The organism is Achromobacter xylosoxidans A8, assembly GCF_000165835.1.
GTDB lineage: Bacteria > Pseudomonadota > Gammaproteobacteria > Burkholderiales > Burkholderiaceae_B > Achromobacter > Achromobacter xylosoxidans_B.
On sequence record NC_014640.1, the window covers coordinates 6,872,905 to 6,888,740 of the forward strand.

The 15,836-nt window shown below is 65.6% G+C and carries 13 protein-coding genes; 5 read left to right on the top strand and 8 right to left on the bottom strand.

Annotation, left to right across the window (positions count from 1 at the left end):
• Positions 1-7: 7 nt before the first annotated feature.
• From tssF to tssA, 7 genes are all read right to left on the bottom strand, one after another.
• Positions 8-1,912 (bottom strand): type VI secretion system baseplate subunit TssF, encoded by a 1,905-nt coding sequence (gene tssF / locus AXYL_RS31630; protein ID WP_013396972.1) that lies wholly within the window; start codon positions 1,910-1,912, stop codon positions 8-10.
• A complete protein-coding gene (gene tssE, locus AXYL_RS31635; RefSeq protein WP_013396973.1) occupies positions 1,912-2,463 on the bottom strand; it encodes a type VI secretion system baseplate subunit TssE in 552 nt (183 codons plus the stop codon). Before tssE ends, tssF begins: the two co-directional genes overlap by 1 nt.
• The gene (locus AXYL_RS31640; RefSeq protein WP_013396974.1) at positions 2,463-3,278 is read right to left on the bottom strand and encodes a type VI secretion system accessory protein TagJ; all 816 of its coding nucleotides are present in this window, start codon (positions 3,276-3,278) and stop codon (positions 2,463-2,465) included. Before AXYL_RS31640 ends, tssE begins: the two co-directional genes overlap by 1 nt.
• A gap of 13 nt (positions 3,279-3,291) precedes the next feature.
• Complete coding sequence (locus AXYL_RS31645; protein ID WP_085947903.1) at positions 3,292-3,759, bottom strand: Hcp family type VI secretion system effector; 468 nt, start codon at positions 3,757-3,759, stop codon at positions 3,292-3,294.
• A gap of 71 nt (positions 3,760-3,830) precedes the next feature.
• Positions 3,831-5,333, bottom strand: a complete 1,503-nt coding sequence (gene tssC / locus AXYL_RS31650; RefSeq protein WP_013396976.1) for a type VI secretion system contractile sheath large subunit — start codon at positions 5,331-5,333, stop codon at positions 3,831-3,833.
• A 31-nt stretch (positions 5,334-5,364) separates the two neighbouring features.
• Positions 5,365-5,916: a type VI secretion system contractile sheath small subunit gene (gene tssB / locus AXYL_RS31655; protein ID WP_013396977.1), complete on the bottom strand. Its 552-nt coding sequence runs from the start codon at positions 5,914-5,916 to the stop codon at positions 5,365-5,367.
• Positions 5,917-5,955: 39 nt separating this feature from the next.
• Positions 5,956-7,005 carry a type VI secretion system protein TssA gene (gene tssA / locus AXYL_RS31660; RefSeq protein WP_041654587.1) on the bottom strand — a complete coding sequence of 350 codons (1,050 nt, stop codon included), beginning with the start codon at positions 7,003-7,005 and terminating at the stop codon, positions 5,956-5,958.
• 526 nt (positions 7,006-7,531) lie between these two features.
• On the opposite strand from tssA, the gene AXYL_RS31665 reads away from it, so the two are divergent.
• Genes AXYL_RS31665 through AXYL_RS31685 form a run of 5 tightly spaced genes read left to right on the top strand, consistent with a single transcriptional unit; the run spans position 7,532 to position 14,446 of the window.
• The gene (locus AXYL_RS31665) at positions 7,532-9,919 is read left to right on the top strand and encodes a type VI secretion system Vgr family protein (RefSeq protein ID WP_013396979.1); all 2,388 of its coding nucleotides are present in this window, start codon (positions 7,532-7,534) and stop codon (positions 9,917-9,919) included.
• A gap of 7 nt (positions 9,920-9,926) precedes the next feature.
• Positions 9,927-10,331 (top strand): hypothetical protein, encoded by a 405-nt coding sequence (locus tag AXYL_RS31670; RefSeq protein ID WP_013396980.1) that lies wholly within the window; start codon positions 9,927-9,929, stop codon positions 10,329-10,331.
• Positions 10,332-10,333: 2 nt separating this feature from the next.
• Positions 10,334-12,961 carry a DUF2169 domain-containing protein gene (locus AXYL_RS31675; RefSeq protein ID WP_013396981.1) on the top strand — a complete coding sequence of 876 codons (2,628 nt, stop codon included), beginning with the start codon at positions 10,334-10,336 and terminating at the stop codon, positions 12,959-12,961.
• Positions 12,958-14,016: a pentapeptide repeat-containing protein gene (locus AXYL_RS31680; protein WP_013396982.1), complete on the top strand. Its 1,059-nt coding sequence runs from the start codon at positions 12,958-12,960 to the stop codon at positions 14,014-14,016. Before AXYL_RS31675 ends, AXYL_RS31680 begins: the two co-directional genes overlap by 4 nt.
• Positions 14,017-14,062: 46 nt before the next feature.
• Entirely contained in the window at positions 14,063-14,446 is a 384-nt protein-coding gene (locus tag AXYL_RS31685) for a DUF4150 domain-containing protein (RefSeq protein ID WP_013396983.1), read from the top strand.
• A 15-nt stretch (positions 14,447-14,461) separates the two neighbouring features.
• Here the strand turns inward: AXYL_RS31685 and ccsB are convergent, their stop codons facing one another.
• Positions 14,462-15,829 (bottom strand): c-type cytochrome biogenesis protein CcsB, encoded by a 1,368-nt coding sequence (ccsB, locus tag AXYL_RS31690; protein WP_013396984.1) that lies wholly within the window; start codon positions 15,827-15,829, stop codon positions 14,462-14,464.
• Positions 15,830-15,836 lie beyond the last annotated feature (7 nt).

A 15,836-nucleotide genomic window follows, 5' to 3' on the forward strand; every position in this document is an offset into this window, starting at 1 on the left:
ACAGGCCCTAGACCACGGGCCGGCGTCCCATGCGGGGCTGGTAGCGGGCGATCTCACCGCGCTGCAGGCTCGAGAGGACCAGCTCCGACATCAGATTGATCGATACGTGGCGCGCGAAGAACTGCTCCAGCACGGCGCCGAACAAATAGGGGCTGATGCCCGAAAACGCCGTCTCGTCCACCTGCAGCGCAATGCGCACGCCGCGCCCATGGACGATGGGGCCTGGCACCGGCAGGCGATGATGCACCGGCGTGGCGCTGACATGCCGCAGGCCGGCGATGTGCCGGCGCGTGGCGGGCTCGGCCAGGCTGCCGTAGACGTGCAGCATCTCGCGCAGGGTTTGCGCGCCCTGCTCTGCGTCCAGGTCAGTCAGGCTCAAGTAGTTCAGGCCCAGGTGGCTGATCAGATGCCAGGTCGCGGCATTCTCCGCCAGCGCAGCGCGCGGCCGCGTGGGTCCGTGCAGCACCTTCACCGAGCGCACCGGCGCCGACACGCGCAGGGTCATGTCGGTCTCGGTCCCAAGCGGCAGCAGCAACGCCAGATCGCGGTTGGTGCACAGGGTTTCCAGGGTCAGGTGGCGCAGGTCACCGGAAAACGGCGCTTCCCGCCGGTCCACCAGCGACAGGAACACCTCGCTGCCGATGTAGCCGCTGCGGGTGCCGTTGCGCTGCGCAATGTCCGAAACCAGCCGCGCCTCGCGGCGCACGGAAAAGTAGGCGCCGTGCTCGTCGGGATCGCTGCCCAGCGAGCCATAGAATGGCCGGAACTCCTGCTCCTGGCGCTGTGCGGAAGCGTGGCCCGCCACGCGCGTCACGCCGTAGACCTCGTAGTCCAGCGGGCGGCTGCGGTCGATGACCACGTGGTACTCGGAAGTCCTGGGGGTTACCGCCACGCGGTCCGCCCGCTTGGCGAACAGGTTGATCACCGGCGCGCAATGCAACGCCAGATTGGCGGCCGATATCGCGCCCTCCAGTTCCGGCGCCGCCATCGAGAACAACAGGGTCAGGTCGAATGCGCGGGTCTCGCGCTGCGCGCCTTGGGGCATCGCGGGCGTGCGCAGCCCCCGCTTCAGTCCGTTGATGCTGAAGAACAGATAGCGCTGCGCGAACGCGAAGTACTCTTGCAGCAGCCGGTAGCCCTGGAACACGCGCGCGTCGCCCGGCAACAGCGCCTGCTCGTCGGCAAAGCCTTCATGGCGCACCGCGCCCGGGGGCAGCCTGTTGATCCAGGCTAGCGGCCGTGCGGCGTCATGGCCCAGCACCGCCACGGTATGCCCCATCACGACTTCCAGCAGGCGCTGCATCTGCAGGTCCTGGCCGTTCAAGTGAAACACCAGTTGATCGAGATCCAGGTCTTCCAGCCGTTGTCCGCCGCATACCTCTATCCGGATACGCAGCGCGCTCAGCACCCGCGCGGTGCGCCCCGTCAGACCCAGGCGCGCCAGCGGCAGATCCTGCGGCGCGGCTGTGAACTCCGCCTGCGTGACCTGCAGGGGCCACAGGCGCAGGGCGTGGCCGGTGGTGAAGTCGCAGGGCGTCTGCTCGCCGCGCGCCACGCGGCCGCGCAGCAACGTGCCGCGTGGCAGCTCGAAGCCTCCCGCCAAGGTGCCCTCGTTCATGCTGGGCGCAAACTGCACGATGGCCATCGCTGGCGTGGGCGCCAGGTAGTTGGGGTACACCACCTCCAGCAGCCGTTGCGAGAAACGCGGAAATTCCGCATCCATCTTCATATGGATGCGGGCAGTCAGAAAGCTGAAGCCCTCCAGCAAGCGCTCGACATAGGGATCGGCCACCTCGGTCGCATTCATGCCCAGGCGTCCGGCCACCTTGGGATGGGCTTGCGCGAATTCCGCGCCCAGCTCCCGCAGATAGACCAGTTCCCGGTTGTAGTAATCCAGCAGGCGATCGTCCATCAGGCACCACCCAGATCGCGCAGATCCATGTGGCCGCTCTCCAGGTCGATGTCCGTGCGGAACAGGAACTCGAGCGGCTGCGGCACGCACCACAGCATGCCGCGTATCTCCAGGCTCAGCACGTTGTGGTGCTCCAGCGTGCCAGCGTCCGACACACAGCGCACTTCCACCGAAGAGCGCAGGATGCGCGGCTCAAATGCGGCTATCGCTTCGCGGATCGACTCTTCCACGTCGATCCAATCGATCTCCGACATGCGCTTTCCCGCCATGGCCCGCACGCCGAAGTTCAGCGCGGAGGCGGCCACCGGCCGATGCGCCGACAAGTCCTGGGACGCCTGCAGGTTCACGGTATTGAGCAGCCAACGCAGGTCCCGCAGCACCGCCGCGCGCAACGCCTCATGCGTGAGCATGGCGTTTTCGCGCGGTTCCTCGCGCTTGGCGGGATCGTTATCCATCAGGCGATCCAGCAGCGACGGCTGCAGGCGGTCCCGCGCCGCGCGCTGGCCGCGCGACAGCGGTTCCCAATCGCCCGGACGGTCTGCGTGGCCCATCACGCCAACTCCAGTTTGCGCACCTCGAGCAGGGCCGTTTCCGCGGCATCCGTCAGCCACATCTTCTGCCCCACGCCCGCATAGGTATCGCCGTGCAGCGTACGCCAATCGGTCGTCCTGCCCAGCTTGGCCGAGTCCGACAGTTCGACCATGCGCGAGCCCGGCGCCGCCGGGTAACGCGCCGGCACCAGGCCCTGCCGCGCCTGGCCATCGGTCAGTTCGATCTCGGCTTGCGCCCAGATCAGATCGCACAGGCCTTCCGGCGCCAGCAGGCGCACGCGCTTGAGTCCGGCAAAGGGCAGCCAGACATAACGCCCGCCCGTCAGGAACTCGAACACCGGACCGAGGCGGCTGTCGCCATCGCAGATCCACTGAAACGGCTGCGCCGCCTCTTGCGCCGCCAGCTCCAGCAGGCCGGCATGCGTGCTGGCTTCCTCGAAAGCCTTGCCGCGCAGCTCGGCGGCCTGGGCCGGCGCGGTGCCGTCCAGGCGCAGCGCCGATATCATGTCCCGCAGCCAATCGGCGGGCTCATCCAGCAGCGCAGGCTCGCCTTGCCCGGCGAGCACCGCCTCGCGTTCGCGCTCCGCCGCGATGGCGCTGGCATAGAGCACCTGCGTCGGGCGCGCCTGCGCATTGAGATGCCCGCAGACGTCAAGTTGCTCGGCCGCGCGCGCCCAATCGCCCTGCACCGCCAGCAGCTGGAACAGCTGAGCGCGCAGGTCCGCGTCGGCGGGCTGCCGGCGCACCTGCGCCTGCAGCTCGTCCAACTGGCCAGCCAGGCTGAGCGCGCCGAAAGGAACGGCAGCTATGGACATCGGTGCCTCCGCCCTAGCCCACTTCCTTGTTCTGCTTGATATCCCAGGCCACCAGGCTTTCCGCGCCCTTGCCGCCCTTGTCGGTCTGCTCCCAGTACTGCTGCTTGACCTTGGCGGCCTGGAAGGCGAAGTTCACCACCACGCCCTCCGCACTTCTATCTCCGGAAATCTGCACCGACGACACCAGCACGTCCTCCAGCGTGATCTTGGAATACTCGATCTGCTCGCCGCCCGCCTTGCACATGGACAGCTCGATCTTGCTGAGATGCTTGCCGCTGGCGCAGTGCTTCATCACGGCGGGCGCGGCCTTGTCGATGCGGGCCACCACGTGCAGGTCGTTGAAGCTGGCCTTGCCCGCACCCAGGCCGCCGCCGCTGGCCAGGTTTCCTGGCTGGGTGGCGCCCCACGAGAAGGACACGATGTCGGTCCAGTCCTTGTGGTTGGAGTCCTTGGATTCGCCATTGGCTCCATCGATTTTCATGAACATGTCCACTGCCACATCTGTCTCCCGGAGTTATGGGGCACGGTTGCGCCCCGATTTGTCAGCGCCACTCAGCCTTCGTTCTGTTTGAGCGAGGGCAGCTTGGAAACCAGCCGCAGCGACACCGTCAGCCCTTCCAGCTGATAGTGCGGCCGCAAGAAAAACTTGGCGGAGTAATAGCCAGGGTTGTCCTCGATTTCCTGCACCTGCACCTCGGCGGCGGCCAGCGGTTTGCGCGCCTTGGTTTCCTGCGAGGAGTTCACGGGATCGCCGTCCACGTAATTCATGATCCAGTCGTTCAACCAGCGCTCCATGTCGTCGCGCTCGCGGAACGAGCCGATCTTGTCGCGCACGATGCACTTCAGGTAATGGGCAAAACGGCAGCACGCGAAGAGATAGGGCAGCCGCGCGGCCAGCTTGGCGTTGGCCGAGGCGTCGGCCTCGTAGTAGTCATGCGGCTTTTGCAGCGATTGCGCGCCGATGAAGGCAGCGAAATCGGAGTTCTTCCTGTGCACCAGCGGCATGAAGCCGTTCTTGGCCAGCTCGGCCTCGCGCCGGTCGCTGATGGCGATCTCGGTCGGGCACTTCAGGTCCACGCCGCCGTCATCGGTGGGAAAGCTATGGCAGGGCAGATTCTCCACGGCGCCGCCCGATTCCACGCCGCGAATGGACGTGCACCAGCCGTACAGCTTGAACGAGCGGTTCACGTTGGCCGCCATGGCGTAGGCGGAATTGGTCCAGGTGTAGCGATCGTGGTTCGAGCCGTCGGTGTCTTCCTCGAAGTCGAACTCGTCGACCGGATTGGTCCGGGCGCCGTAGGGCAGCCGCGCCAGGAAGCGCGGCATCGCCAGCCCGATGTAGCGCGAGTCCTCGGACTCGCGCAGGCTGCGCCATGCGGCGTATTCCGTGTTGGTGAAGATCTTGGTCAGGTCGCGCGGGTTGGCCAGTTCCTGCCACGAATCCATCTGCATCACGTTGGGCGAGGCGCCCGCGATAAAGGGGCAGTGCGCGGCGGACGAGATCTTGGCGATCTCACCCAACAGTTCCACGTCGGGCGGGCTATGGTCGAAGTAGTAGTCGCCGACCAGGCAACCGATAGGCTCGCCGCCGAACTGGCCATACTCTTCCTCGTACACCCGCTTGAAGATGGGGCTCTGGTCCCAGCCCACGCCCTTGTGCCGCTTGAGCGTGCGGCCCAGCTCCGACTTGGACATGCACATCACGCGTATCTTCAGGAGCTCGTCGGTCTCGGTATTGGTGACCAGGTAATGCAGGCCGCGCCACGCGCCCTCCAACTGCTGGAAATCGGGGTGGTGCATCACGCCGTTGATCTGCTCCGACATCTTCCGGTCGATCTCGGCGATGATGGCCTGGATCGTGCGGTAGGCGTCCGACGACAGACCGACACCGCTGTTCTCCAGCGCCTGGTGCGCCAGCGTGCGCACCGCGTGCTCCACCGCCTCCTGCGCCTGCTCGGTCTTGGGCTTGAATTCCTTCTTCAGCAGGGCGGACAGGTCGTCCGCCTGCAAGGTCTCGACAGCGCGCGCGTCGGCGCGTTTGGCCACTGCGGTCATGGCATTCTCCGAAAAGCGATTCGTGCGGAAATCAGGCGGCGGGATCCGTGGCAGGGGCGTCGGATGCGCGCGGCTCCTCTTGCGGCTTCGGCGCCGCCGCCAACGCGTTCATCAGCGCCGGGTTCTTGAGCACGCTGCCGATCAGTTCCTCGGCGCCGGTCTTGCCGTCCATGTACGTCAACAGGTTTGCCAACTGCGTGCGCGCGCTCAGCAATTCGTTCAGCGCGCCAACTTTTCGGGCGACGGTAGCGGGCGAGAAATCATCGATGCTCTCGAACGTGACGTCCACGTTCAGATTGCCTTCGCCCGTCAGCGTGTTGGGTACCTGGAACGCCACGCGCGGCTGGATGGAACGCATGCGTTCATCGAAGTTGTCGATATCGATGTCCAGGAACTTGCGCTCGCCCACCTCCGGCTGCGGCGTTTCGGACTTGCCGGCCAGATCCGCCAGCACGCCCATCACGAACGGCAGCTGGATCTTGCGCTCCGCGCCGTAAATCTCCACGTCGTACTCGATCTGCACCCGCGGCGCGCGGTTTCTTGCAATGAACTTCTGGCCGCTTCCCTTCAGGCTGGTCGCCATGGTGTCGTCTCCTTTTGTTGGTGCGGCGGCTGGCCCGCCTTACGGTTCCTGCCGGTTTGCCTCGGACCGCGGCAGCCATGCCTCGAATTGCTCCAGCCCCTGGGGGGCCAGATTCTTGATGATGTCGTGAAAGCTCATCGGGATAAGCTGCTGGGCGCGGCGGATGAGATAAGGCGCGGGATGGCCGGGCTCGTTGGCCTCGAAGTACGCACACACCTTGGAGAGCATCGCCAGCGCTTCGTCGCGCGACTGGATGGGCAAGTCCTGCCTGCGCGCCGCACCGTCGGCGGCGAGATGCATGGCGGCGGAAGGGGCCGCAGCAGCGGGTGCATCGTCCGCCAGAACTTCGGCCTGCGGCGCGGATTGAAGGTCCCGCGTCGCCTCCAGCACCAGGTCCAGGGTGCGAAGCATGGCGGCGTAATCGGGCGTCCAGGCATCACCCAGCTTGTCCGCCACGAGTTTCTGCATGCGCCGCAGCGCGTCGGCCGCGGACTGCAGCGCCTGCGCGTCGGCATTGCCTTGCGCCCAGGCCTGGCGCAGGCGCTCGACAAGTCGCGGACGCCCGCCCGGATAGGCGTCTGCGTCCTGTCGGCTGCCATCGAGCAGCGCCTCGGTATCGCGCAAAGTCAGTTGTCCGTGCACGCCGCTGACCAGGCTGGCCGAACGCACGCTGCGCGCGCAGCCCTGCATGTCGCCAAAGGCCGCCAGCGCATTCATACGGGGCATGGGATCGTTTTCACCGACGCTGTCGAGCCGGGGATGCACCGGCTCCCAATAGCGTTCCAGGGTGTCGACGGCCAGCGCCAGGCCATCGCTATAGCCCGGTAGTCCGCGGATCTCGGTCCAGGCCGAGGTCAACAGGCCGATGATGCGCAGGTCGCGAGTGCGTTCCAGCAGCGCGCGGGCCAGGCGTTCGACTTCGCGCCAGTCAGGCGGCTGCGCGGCAATGATGGTCGAGCCGAACTGCTGTTCGTCGCGACCCGCCGCGGCTTGCTGCAGTTGCAGGAAGTCAGCGTCGTATTCGAGGTCTTCCCCGCAGGGCAGACGTGAATCGAGTGTATTGAGGATGTCGGCGAATTCCATAGTCATCACTTAAATGCCTGCTGGGATGCTGCCTGGATACAACCACTACGCTCCGCGCTGCTCCACGGAAGGGTGAATTCTAGGCATCTCTTTCCGCATGCAACGGCAACCTAACAACTACAGATTTTTCTTACAGATAGCTAACACCCGAGTAAAAAATTGAACACTTATCTCCCAGCAGCACTGATTTTTAGACACAGACCTTACGGAATTGGCCGGCACACGGAAGGACTGTTACCGAAGCGTAAAAAACACAAAAGCATGTGATAGCGCTTCTCGGGCGCTTTGGCCCCTGCCTACAATCGGCGCTCACGCTGGCGGCAAGACCGGCGCGCTTCAAGAAGACTCAGAGACAGATTTCCCCGGTCGCATGCCCGCTTATCGTGAGCCATGCCCGTCCTTTGCAAGCGGCCCCATCCCGTGGCCGGTCATCCCATTGCAGTCCTCGCGACGCGCCTTGTGCGCGCCCGCGAAAAAATCCAAAGCAGCACACGCAACAACAGGCGCAGCATTCTCATAAGGAGACGGTGAGATGGACCGCAACGTGCCCAGCGATCGTGTCGTCAAGGCGCATACGCCCCTGCCGCCGGAACAGCTGAAGTTCCGCGCCATGCATGGCGCCGAAAGTCTTTCACAACTGTTCGAGCTGGAGGTCGAGCTGGTCTCCGAGTCGTACTCGTTGGACATGAAGTCGCTACTGGGCAAGCCTTTGACGCTGGAGATCGAGACCGGATCATCCGCGCCGCGCTATCTCGGCGGACACGTCACGCGCTGCGCCCTCGTCGGTCGCGAGAACAACACCTCGCGCTACACCATCTATCGCGCCACGGTGCGCCCGTGGCTCTGGTACCTGACCCAGACCTCGGACAACAAGATCTTCCAGAACAAGAGCGTGCCCGACGTCATCCGCGAAGTGCTGAAGGACTATGACTATCCTGTCGAGTTCAAGCTGGTGGACAGCTACCGCAACTGGGAATATTGCGTCCAGTATCAGGAAACCGACTACGCCTTCATCAGCCGCCTGATGGAGCACGAAGGCATCTACTTCTGGTTCAAGCATGACAAGGGCAAGCACACCCTGGTGCTTACCGACGACATCACGCAGCACGAACCCGTCGCGGACTACGAGCAGATCCCCTACTACGGGCCGGACCGCATCACCGTCCCGCGCGAAGACCATGTCCACAAATGGGAAGTGGCCGAGCAGATCACCCCCGGCGCCTTCGCCACCACGGACTACCACCCGCTCACGCCCGCCGCCAGCCTGGAGGCGCGCCGCAATAATCCCGGCGCCCACGACCACGGCGACCTGGAGATGTACGAATGGCAAGGCGGCTACACCAACCCCGACGACGCGGAACACTACACGCGCGTGCGACTCGAAGATCTGCAATGCAGAAAAGAGCAGAGCGCCGGCGCATCCAACGCGCGCGGGCTGGCCACGGGCCATCTCTTCACGCTGCGCAATCATCCGCGCCAGGCCGAGAACCGCGAATATCTCGTGGTCAGCACGTACTACCGTATCCGCGAAACGGGCTATGCCAGCGGCCAGCCCGACCCCGGCAGTTTCGACCTGGAGTTCGTCGTGCTGCCGTCCAGCACGCAATTCCGCGCACCCCGTGTCACGCCAGTTCCCCGTACCCATGGGCCGCAGACCGCCACGGTGGTGGGCAAGGAAGGAGAGGAAATCTGGACGGACAAGATGGGCCGCATCAAGGTGCAGTTCCATTGGGACCGCTACGGCAAGAAGGACGAGAACAGCTCCTGCTGGGTGCGCGTATCCAGCCCCTGGGCCGGCGGCGGCTTTGGCGGCATCCAGCTGCCGCGCGTGCGCGATGAGGTGATCGTAGACTTCATCGGCGGCCAGCCCGACCGCCCCATCGTGATCGGCCGCGTCTTCAACGCCAACAATCTGCCGCCCTGGGACCTGCCGGACAATGCCACGCAAAGCGGCTTCCTGAGCCGCTCCAAGAGCGGCACGCCGGCGACGGCGAACGCGCTCATGTTCGAGGACAAGAGCGGTAGCGAACGCATCTGGCTGCACGCGGAGCGCGAACTCTGCACCGAGGTGGAAGCCAACGAATTCCATACGACGGATGTAAATCGCACGACCACCATCGGCGAAAACGACACCACCAAGATCGGCGGCAACCGCGACATCAAGGTCACCGGCACCGACAACCTGCGCGTCGAAAAGACCCGAGATGTGTTCGTAAAGGGACATGAGGAATACACCGTCAAGGCGTCGCGCACGGTCAATGTGAAAGACGGCCTGATGGACGAGAAGTTCGACAACGGCTTGAAGACGACTGTCGCGGCCAAGGGCGAGGAACGCGAGATCACTGGTCTCTTCAAGGAGACGTTGAAGAACGGCGAGCAGGTCTACGTGAACGAAGGCGACTCGCTGCATCACGTGAAGACCGGCGCGCTCACGGAGAAAGCCAAGGGCAAGGTCGAACTGCTTTCCACCGACGCGAACATGGACGTCAAGGCCAAGACCGCGATGCGGGTGGAGTCCGAGACTTCCACCATGGATCTGAAGGCCAAGGGCAAGATAGACATGGAGTCGACAGGATCGACCGTGCTGGTCAAGGCCGACGGCAACATCACGTTGAAGACCCCTGCCGACGTCGTGCTGGACGCCGCTAACGTCAAAGACCTTTCCAAGGAGAGCTGGCTGCAAGCCACGCCGTTCTCCATCGGCCTGGCGGTGGCAAAGGCGGAATTCGGCATGCATCGCCTGGCGCTGTTCCGCACCACGGTCATGCTGAACGGTTCCTTCACCAACTACGCCCTGGTCAGCAGCATCGGCCAGCTGGTTTCCTACCGCACCACGGGCTCCAGCTATCAGTTCGACGCCGTTGCCGCGGAAAAAGTCGGCTTGGGCGCCTCGATGATGGGCCTCTGGAGCATCATCTGAGGCCGCCATGTCCGACTTCCTGAACGCCTGGCCCAGTTGGGCCAAGTGGGTGTGGCTGGGCCTGCTGCTGTCGCTGGCGCAGGCCGCATACATGCTGTGGCGCGAGCGCCAGCGCCGCGCGGCGGGGCGCAGGGAGGTACAGCGGCAGGACGGCTTGCGCGCCAGCGGGCTGCCCGGCACCGCGCGGGTGACCGCCGCGCGCGACACGCGCCGCCGCATCGGCGACACCTTGTACTTCATCGTCGAACTGGACCTGGAAGTCTTCGCCACCGGTGCCACGCCTGCCCTGTCACGCACACTCAGCGTGCCGCTGTCGCCGCTGCACCTGGGCGATTTCAGCGCTGGCAAAACCATACAGGTGCGCGTCGATCCCGCGACCCGCGAGGTCGTCGTGGACCAGGCCACCGGATAGCCATGAAAACCATCAAGCCGCTACGCCTGGGCCTGCTTACCCGCCCCTACCGCTGGCAGCGCCGCGACATGTTGGGCGTCGCTGTTTTCGCGCTGGTCGACATCAGGCAAACACCCACGTTGCTCATGGACCAGGAACTGTGGAAACTGGCGGGCGCCGAAGCCGGCGGCCTGCTGGACCTGGCCACGCCCAAGCTGTGTCCGGAGGTGCTGGTTGCGGGCCACGCCTATCCGCACGATCCGGCAAGCCCTGGTGCCTGCGCCGTGCGCCTGAAGGTCGGCGCGATCGACAAGTCGCTGCTGGTGTTCGGCGACCGCTATTGGCTGGACGGCAAGGCCACCGCCCCCCAGCCGTTCGAACGCATGCGTCTGGACTGGAGCCATGCCTATGGCGGTCCAGGCTGCGCGGAAAACCCGCTGGGCCTAGGCGCACAGGAAGAAGACATCAACGGCGTGCGCGTGCGCAGGCTCCCCAACATCGAACACCCGCAAGAGCGCATCGCATCGCCCTCCCAGCGCGTGGCGCCCGCCGGTTTCACAGCCATGCCCATGGACTGGCCCCAACGGGCCGCGCTGCTGGGCCGCCAATATGGCCAACAGTGGCTGGAGCATGACTTCCCCGGCTTCGCATCCGACATGGACTGGCGCTTCTTCAACGCCGCCCCGGCCGACCAATGGGGCGCTCCCAACGCGGCCTTGGCCGGCGGCACGGAGTACGAGCTATGGAACATGCACCCGGACCAGCCGGTGCAGCGGGGCCGCTTGCCCGATTGGCGCGCCCGCTGCTTCGTCAGCCGCCATGCCGATGGCAACGCACTTGAAGAAGTCGCGTTGCGCCTGACTACGGCCTGGTTCTTCCCCGACCGCGCACAACTTGCGCTGATCTGGCATGGCGCGCTGCCGGTGCGCGAAGACGACGCGGCCGATATCCTGCACCTCATGCCCGCGCTCGAACACGCCGGCCAGGCCCGCGATATGGCCCATTATCAGGCCGTGGTGGGGCAGCGCCTCGATGCGGAGCTCGGCGCCGTCTACGCCTTGCTCGATGCACAGCTGGTGCCGGAAGACATCTGCGGCGAACTGCCGCAAGCCGCAATGGAGGCTACCGTACAGCGGCCGTCGAATCGCAACATCTATGCCGGCGCAGCCCGGCGCCATGCCCGCGAACGCGAATCGCTGCTCGCCCAAGGCCTGGATCCCGATCTGTACATGGTTCCCCTGGAGCCGCCACCGCAAGCGCCGAGCCTGTCCGATCTGCCGCAGACGATACTGCGCATGCAGCAGGAGCTGGAGGAGGCCAAACGCTTGTCCAGCGGCCCCGCGGCGCGTGCCCTGGCCGACCCCAACCTGCCGTCCATGGTTGCAGTCGCGGGCGTCGACATGGACGCGCTGCGCAAGCTGGACGATGACGGCAAGCTGCCGGCCGGCTTCGATCCGCGCGTGGTGAAGCGGCATATCGCCGACTTCGACGCCAACCCTCACACGCAGGCCGGACGTGGCGCGCAGGACGCCCCGGGTTCGCCGCCGCCGCTCGGCCAGACCCTGGGTCCGCAGGTGCATCAGGCATATCAACAATCGGCGCATCAGTTTGCGCCGCCCCCGCCCATGCCGCCGTTGCGCGCGCGGCGCACACGCATGAAGCTGGAAGCGCGCCTGAAAGGCAACCGCGATTGCCGGGATATGAACCTGACCGGCGCGGATCTGAGCGGAATGGATCTTTCCGGTGTCGACTTCCAGCGCGCCATACTGGCCGGCGCCAAGCTCGCCGACGCGCGCCTGGATGGCTGCAACTTGACCGACGCCGTGCTTGCCGGCGCCGACCTGACACGCGCCAGCATGCGCGGCGCCGATATGTCGCGCGCGAACCTGGGCCGCACGCAATGCGTGCAGACGGATTTCACGGACAGCCGGATCCAGGACACTACCTGGGACCATGCGAACTGCGAAGAATGCCGCTTTGCCGGCAGCACCTGGTTGCTGGGACGCCTGCATCAGGCTCGCCTGCGCGGCTGCGACCTGAGCGGCGCTTCGTTCGAGCAATGGGCCACGATAAATGCCAATTTCGAAGACTGCCGCTTTCACGGCGCGCGGCTGAATCAATGCGTGTTCATGCAAGGAACAATGGCGAACGCCGATTTTTCCCGCGCGGACCTGCAGCGCGTCAGCTTCATGGACGTGGCGTTTTCCGGCCGCTTCAGCCTGGAGAGCGGCACGCTCGATGGCTGCGCCTTCGCCGGCCGTGTGGAGCTTGCCGGCGCCTGCCTGCGCGGAATGCAGTTCAAAGTGGGCAGCGCGCGCGGCGCCATGCTCGACCGGGCCGACATGCGCGGCGCGCAGCTTGCCGCCAGCGATTTTTCGAACTGCAGCCTGCGGGAAGCGGACCTCAGCAGCGTCACCGCCCCCGATACACACTTCGTACGCGCCGATTTCACTGGCGCGCGCCTGCGCAACGCCAATCTGATCAACAGCCTGCTCGGCAAGGCCATCCTGTTGCGCGCCGATCTGACAGGCGCCAACCTCTTTCGCGCGGATGTCGCGCAGGCGCTGATCGACGGCAGCACCGGACTGGACGACGCCTATACCCAGGGCGCCAAGCCCTGGCCCGCCCGGCAGCCGGAGAACGCCGCATGAACCTGGATCAATTGCTGGACCAAGTGCGCCATGGCGAACCGATAGCGCACCTCAGCCTGGCCGGCCAGGACCTGCGCGGCCTGGATCTGGCCGGCGCATTTTTCGACCAGGTGGATTTGAGCGGCGCCACGATGAGCGATTGCCAGTTGCAGGACAGCCAGTTCATCAACTGCGTGCTGACCGGCCTGAACGCCGCCGGCGCCAATCTGGATACAGCGCGGCTGTTCCGCTGCCAGGCCCGCGGCCTGGTGCTGGACCGCAGTCACGCCCATGGCGTCAGTTTTACCGAATGCGATCTGGGCCAGGCCAGCCTGGAACAGGCCGAGCTGAGGGAGGCTTCCTTCAACTCCACCTCGCTCGAAGCCGCCTCCTTCCGGTCTGCCCGCCTGGAACGCTCGATCTTCTCGCGCAGCACGTTGGCACGCGCCGACCTGTCGCAGGCCTGGATGAGCTTCACCCTGTTCCACCAGCTGGACCTGCGCAGCATCGCGCTGGCGGGCGCCAGCGCGGAAAGCACCATGTTCATCGAATGCAATCTGGCAGGCCAGGATTTCGCCTCGCAAGCCTACCCGCTCTGCCATTTCACCGACTGCCAGCTGGATGCCGCGGATTTCCGCAATACCGATCTGCGCCAGGCCGGCTTCAAGGGCGCATCACTGCGCGACGCGCGCTTCGCTGGAGCATCTGCGCCCCAAGGCTTGTTCCCTCAGGCGGATCTGAGCGGCGCTGACCTGCAAGGCGGCCGCTTCGACGGCGCCATCTGGGCCGAGGCGACGTTGGACGGCGCCTCCTTGCGTGGCGCCAGCCTTTCCTTGTGTGTCTTCCAGCGCGCGCGTTGCGCCAACGCCGATTTCCGCGGCGCCAATCTGACCGACGCCGATTTCTCGCTGGCCGACCTGGGCCAGGCCGACCTGCGCGATGCCACCTTCCTGCGCACGCGCATGCATCGCGCATTGACGCAAGGCACTCGCTGGACGCAACGCCGCGGCATCATCGAAAACGACGGGCCCCTGCTGGAAGCCGAACTCTGGTCGGCCGGGCGCGCCACCACTTGACCCCGCGTGCGGCATCGCCGCCCACTCATCGCACAAGGAGATAAATATGCTCGCAGTCTGCCAGTTGCCCAGCCTGGCCGTGGGCGTGCCGGATGTCTGCAAGACGCCCGTGCCGCCGGTGCCGCATATCGATACGGCCACATCGTCCATGGGGATCCCGGTGGTCTGGAACGTATGGTTGATGGCCGCGCCCGTGCACAACATGGCGACCCTGATACCCGTCACGCTGGGTGATACCGCCGGCGTGGGCGGCGGCCTGATCTCGCAGACCTTCATGGGGCAGTCGCGCTACATGACGGGCGCGTTCACCATGCTGGTGCGTGGCGCGCCCATCGTCCGCATGACCAGCCTGACCTTGCAGAACACCATCAATGCGCCCGGCTTCAAGGTGTACTCGCCGCAGCCTGTGATGGTCGTGCTGACGGCCTGAACAGGCCGCGCCCGCCTACAGTTCGCCGTAGGAATGCAGCCCCGACAGGAACATGTTCACGCCCAGGAAAGCGAAGCCGGTGATCAGCAGCCCCATCAGCGCCCAATAGGCCGCCATGGTGCCGCGCAGGCCCTTGATCAAGCGCATGTGCAGCCAGGCCGCGTAGTTGAGCCAGACGATCAGCGCCCAGGTTTCCTTGGGGTCCCACTGCCAGTACGCGCCCCAGGCGTCGGCCGCCCACAGCGCGCCCAGGATGGTGGCGACCGTGAAGAACGCGAAACCGATCGCGATGGCGCGATACATGATGTCGTCCAGCACCTCCAGCGACGGCAGCGCCGCGGCGATGCGGCGGCGGCCCAGCAGGATGGCGCCCACGATCACCGCCCCCACGCCGAAATACAGCATCCAGGTGGCCGACAGGCCGTCGGTGCGGAACACCATGGGCTCGGCGCACAGCAGCACGCCCAGCACGAACAACGGCGCCAGCTTGGCCCAGGACGTAGTCTGCCCATGCTGCTTGACCAGGTAGGCAAAGCCCACCATCGCCGCCAGCGAGAACGTGCCGTAGCCGATGAAGTTGGCGGGAACGTGCAGTTTCATCCACCAGCTCTTGAGCGCCGGTACCAGCGGCTGGATCTGCCCGGCGTCGCGCGTGAACGAGTACCACAGCAGGAACACCACGGCCGACGTCACCACCAGCATCACGAAGCCGCCCAGCGCGCGCGTGGCGTACTTGCGTTCGTAGTAGAGGTAGAACAACGCCGTGATCAGCGCGAACAGCACGAACACTTCGTACAGGTTGCTGACCGGGATGTGGCCCAGGTCCGGCCCCATCAAGTGCCCCTCGCGCCAGCGCACCAAGAGGCCGGTGACGCCGGCGAACACCGCGCCCCAGCTCAGTGCCGTGCCGAGCCAGGCGGCGGTGGGACTGAAGAAGCCGATCCAGTAGCAGACCATGGCCAGCGCGAACAGCGCGCACATCCACAGGATCGCCGATTGCGAGGAGAACAGGTACTTCAGGAAGAACACCTGCTCGGCCCGGGCCAGGTCGTTGCCGTACAGCATCAACGCCAGTCCGGCCGCAATCGCACAGGCGATCATCAGGTGGCGCAGCGGGCGCCACAGCCAGCCCATCCAGGCCAGCACCGGCACGGTGCCGCACAGGATGATCTTCTCGTAGTAGTCCATCGCGTTGCTGTAGCGGGTCAGCGCGAAGCCCGCGCCCACCGACAGCAGCAGGAAGAAGACGGCGTCGGTCCAGTCAGGCCTGCCGCGCTGCGCGCGGCTGTCGCCGGTTTCGGACAAGGCGTCCTGCCAGAGCTGATCGGGCGAGGCGGCCCGCGCTTGCGGCGAGGAGGGATGCGTAGTGGTCGTAGTGGACATAGGAAAC

Bases quoted from the DNA above. Each gene is read 5' to 3' on its own strand.
- tssE (WP_013396973.1), bottom strand. From the start codon at position 2,463: ATGGGCCACGCAGACCGTCCGGGCGATTGGGAACCGCTGTCGCGCGGC.
- tssC (WP_013396976.1), bottom strand. From the start codon at position 5,333: ATGACCGCAGTGGCCAAACGCGCCGACGCGCGCGCTGTCGAGACCTTG.
- AXYL_RS31685 (WP_013396983.1), top strand. From the start codon at position 14,063: ATGCTCGCAGTCTGCCAGTTGCCCAGCCTGGCCGTGGGCGTGCCGGAT.
- AXYL_RS31665 (WP_013396979.1), top strand. From the start codon at position 7,532: ATGGACCGCAACGTGCCCAGCGATCGTGTCGTCAAGGCGCATACGCCC.
- AXYL_RS31670 (WP_013396980.1), top strand. From the start codon at position 9,927: ATGTCCGACTTCCTGAACGCCTGGCCCAGTTGGGCCAAGTGGGTGTGG.
- AXYL_RS31675 (WP_013396981.1), top strand. From the start codon at position 10,334: ATGAAAACCATCAAGCCGCTACGCCTGGGCCTGCTTACCCGCCCCTAC.
- AXYL_RS31640 (WP_013396974.1), bottom strand. From the start codon at position 3,278: ATGTCCATAGCTGCCGTTCCTTTCGGCGCGCTCAGCCTGGCTGGCCAG.
- tssF (WP_013396972.1), bottom strand. From the start codon at position 1,912: ATGGACGATCGCCTGCTGGATTACTACAACCGGGAACTGGTCTATCTG.
- AXYL_RS31680 (WP_013396982.1), top strand. From the start codon at position 12,958: ATGAACCTGGATCAATTGCTGGACCAAGTGCGCCATGGCGAACCGATA.
- tssA (WP_041654587.1), bottom strand. From the start codon at position 7,005: ATGACTATGGAATTCGCCGACATCCTCAATACACTCGATTCACGTCTG.
- tssB (WP_013396977.1), bottom strand. From the start codon at position 5,916: ATGGCGACCAGCCTGAAGGGAAGCGGCCAGAAGTTCATTGCAAGAAAC.
- ccsB (WP_013396984.1), bottom strand. From the start codon at position 15,829: ATGTCCACTACGACCACTACGCATCCCTCCTCGCCGCAAGCGCGGGCC.
- AXYL_RS31645 (WP_085947903.1), bottom strand. From the start codon at position 3,759: ATGAAAATCGATGGAGCCAATGGCGAATCCAAGGACTCCAACCACAAG.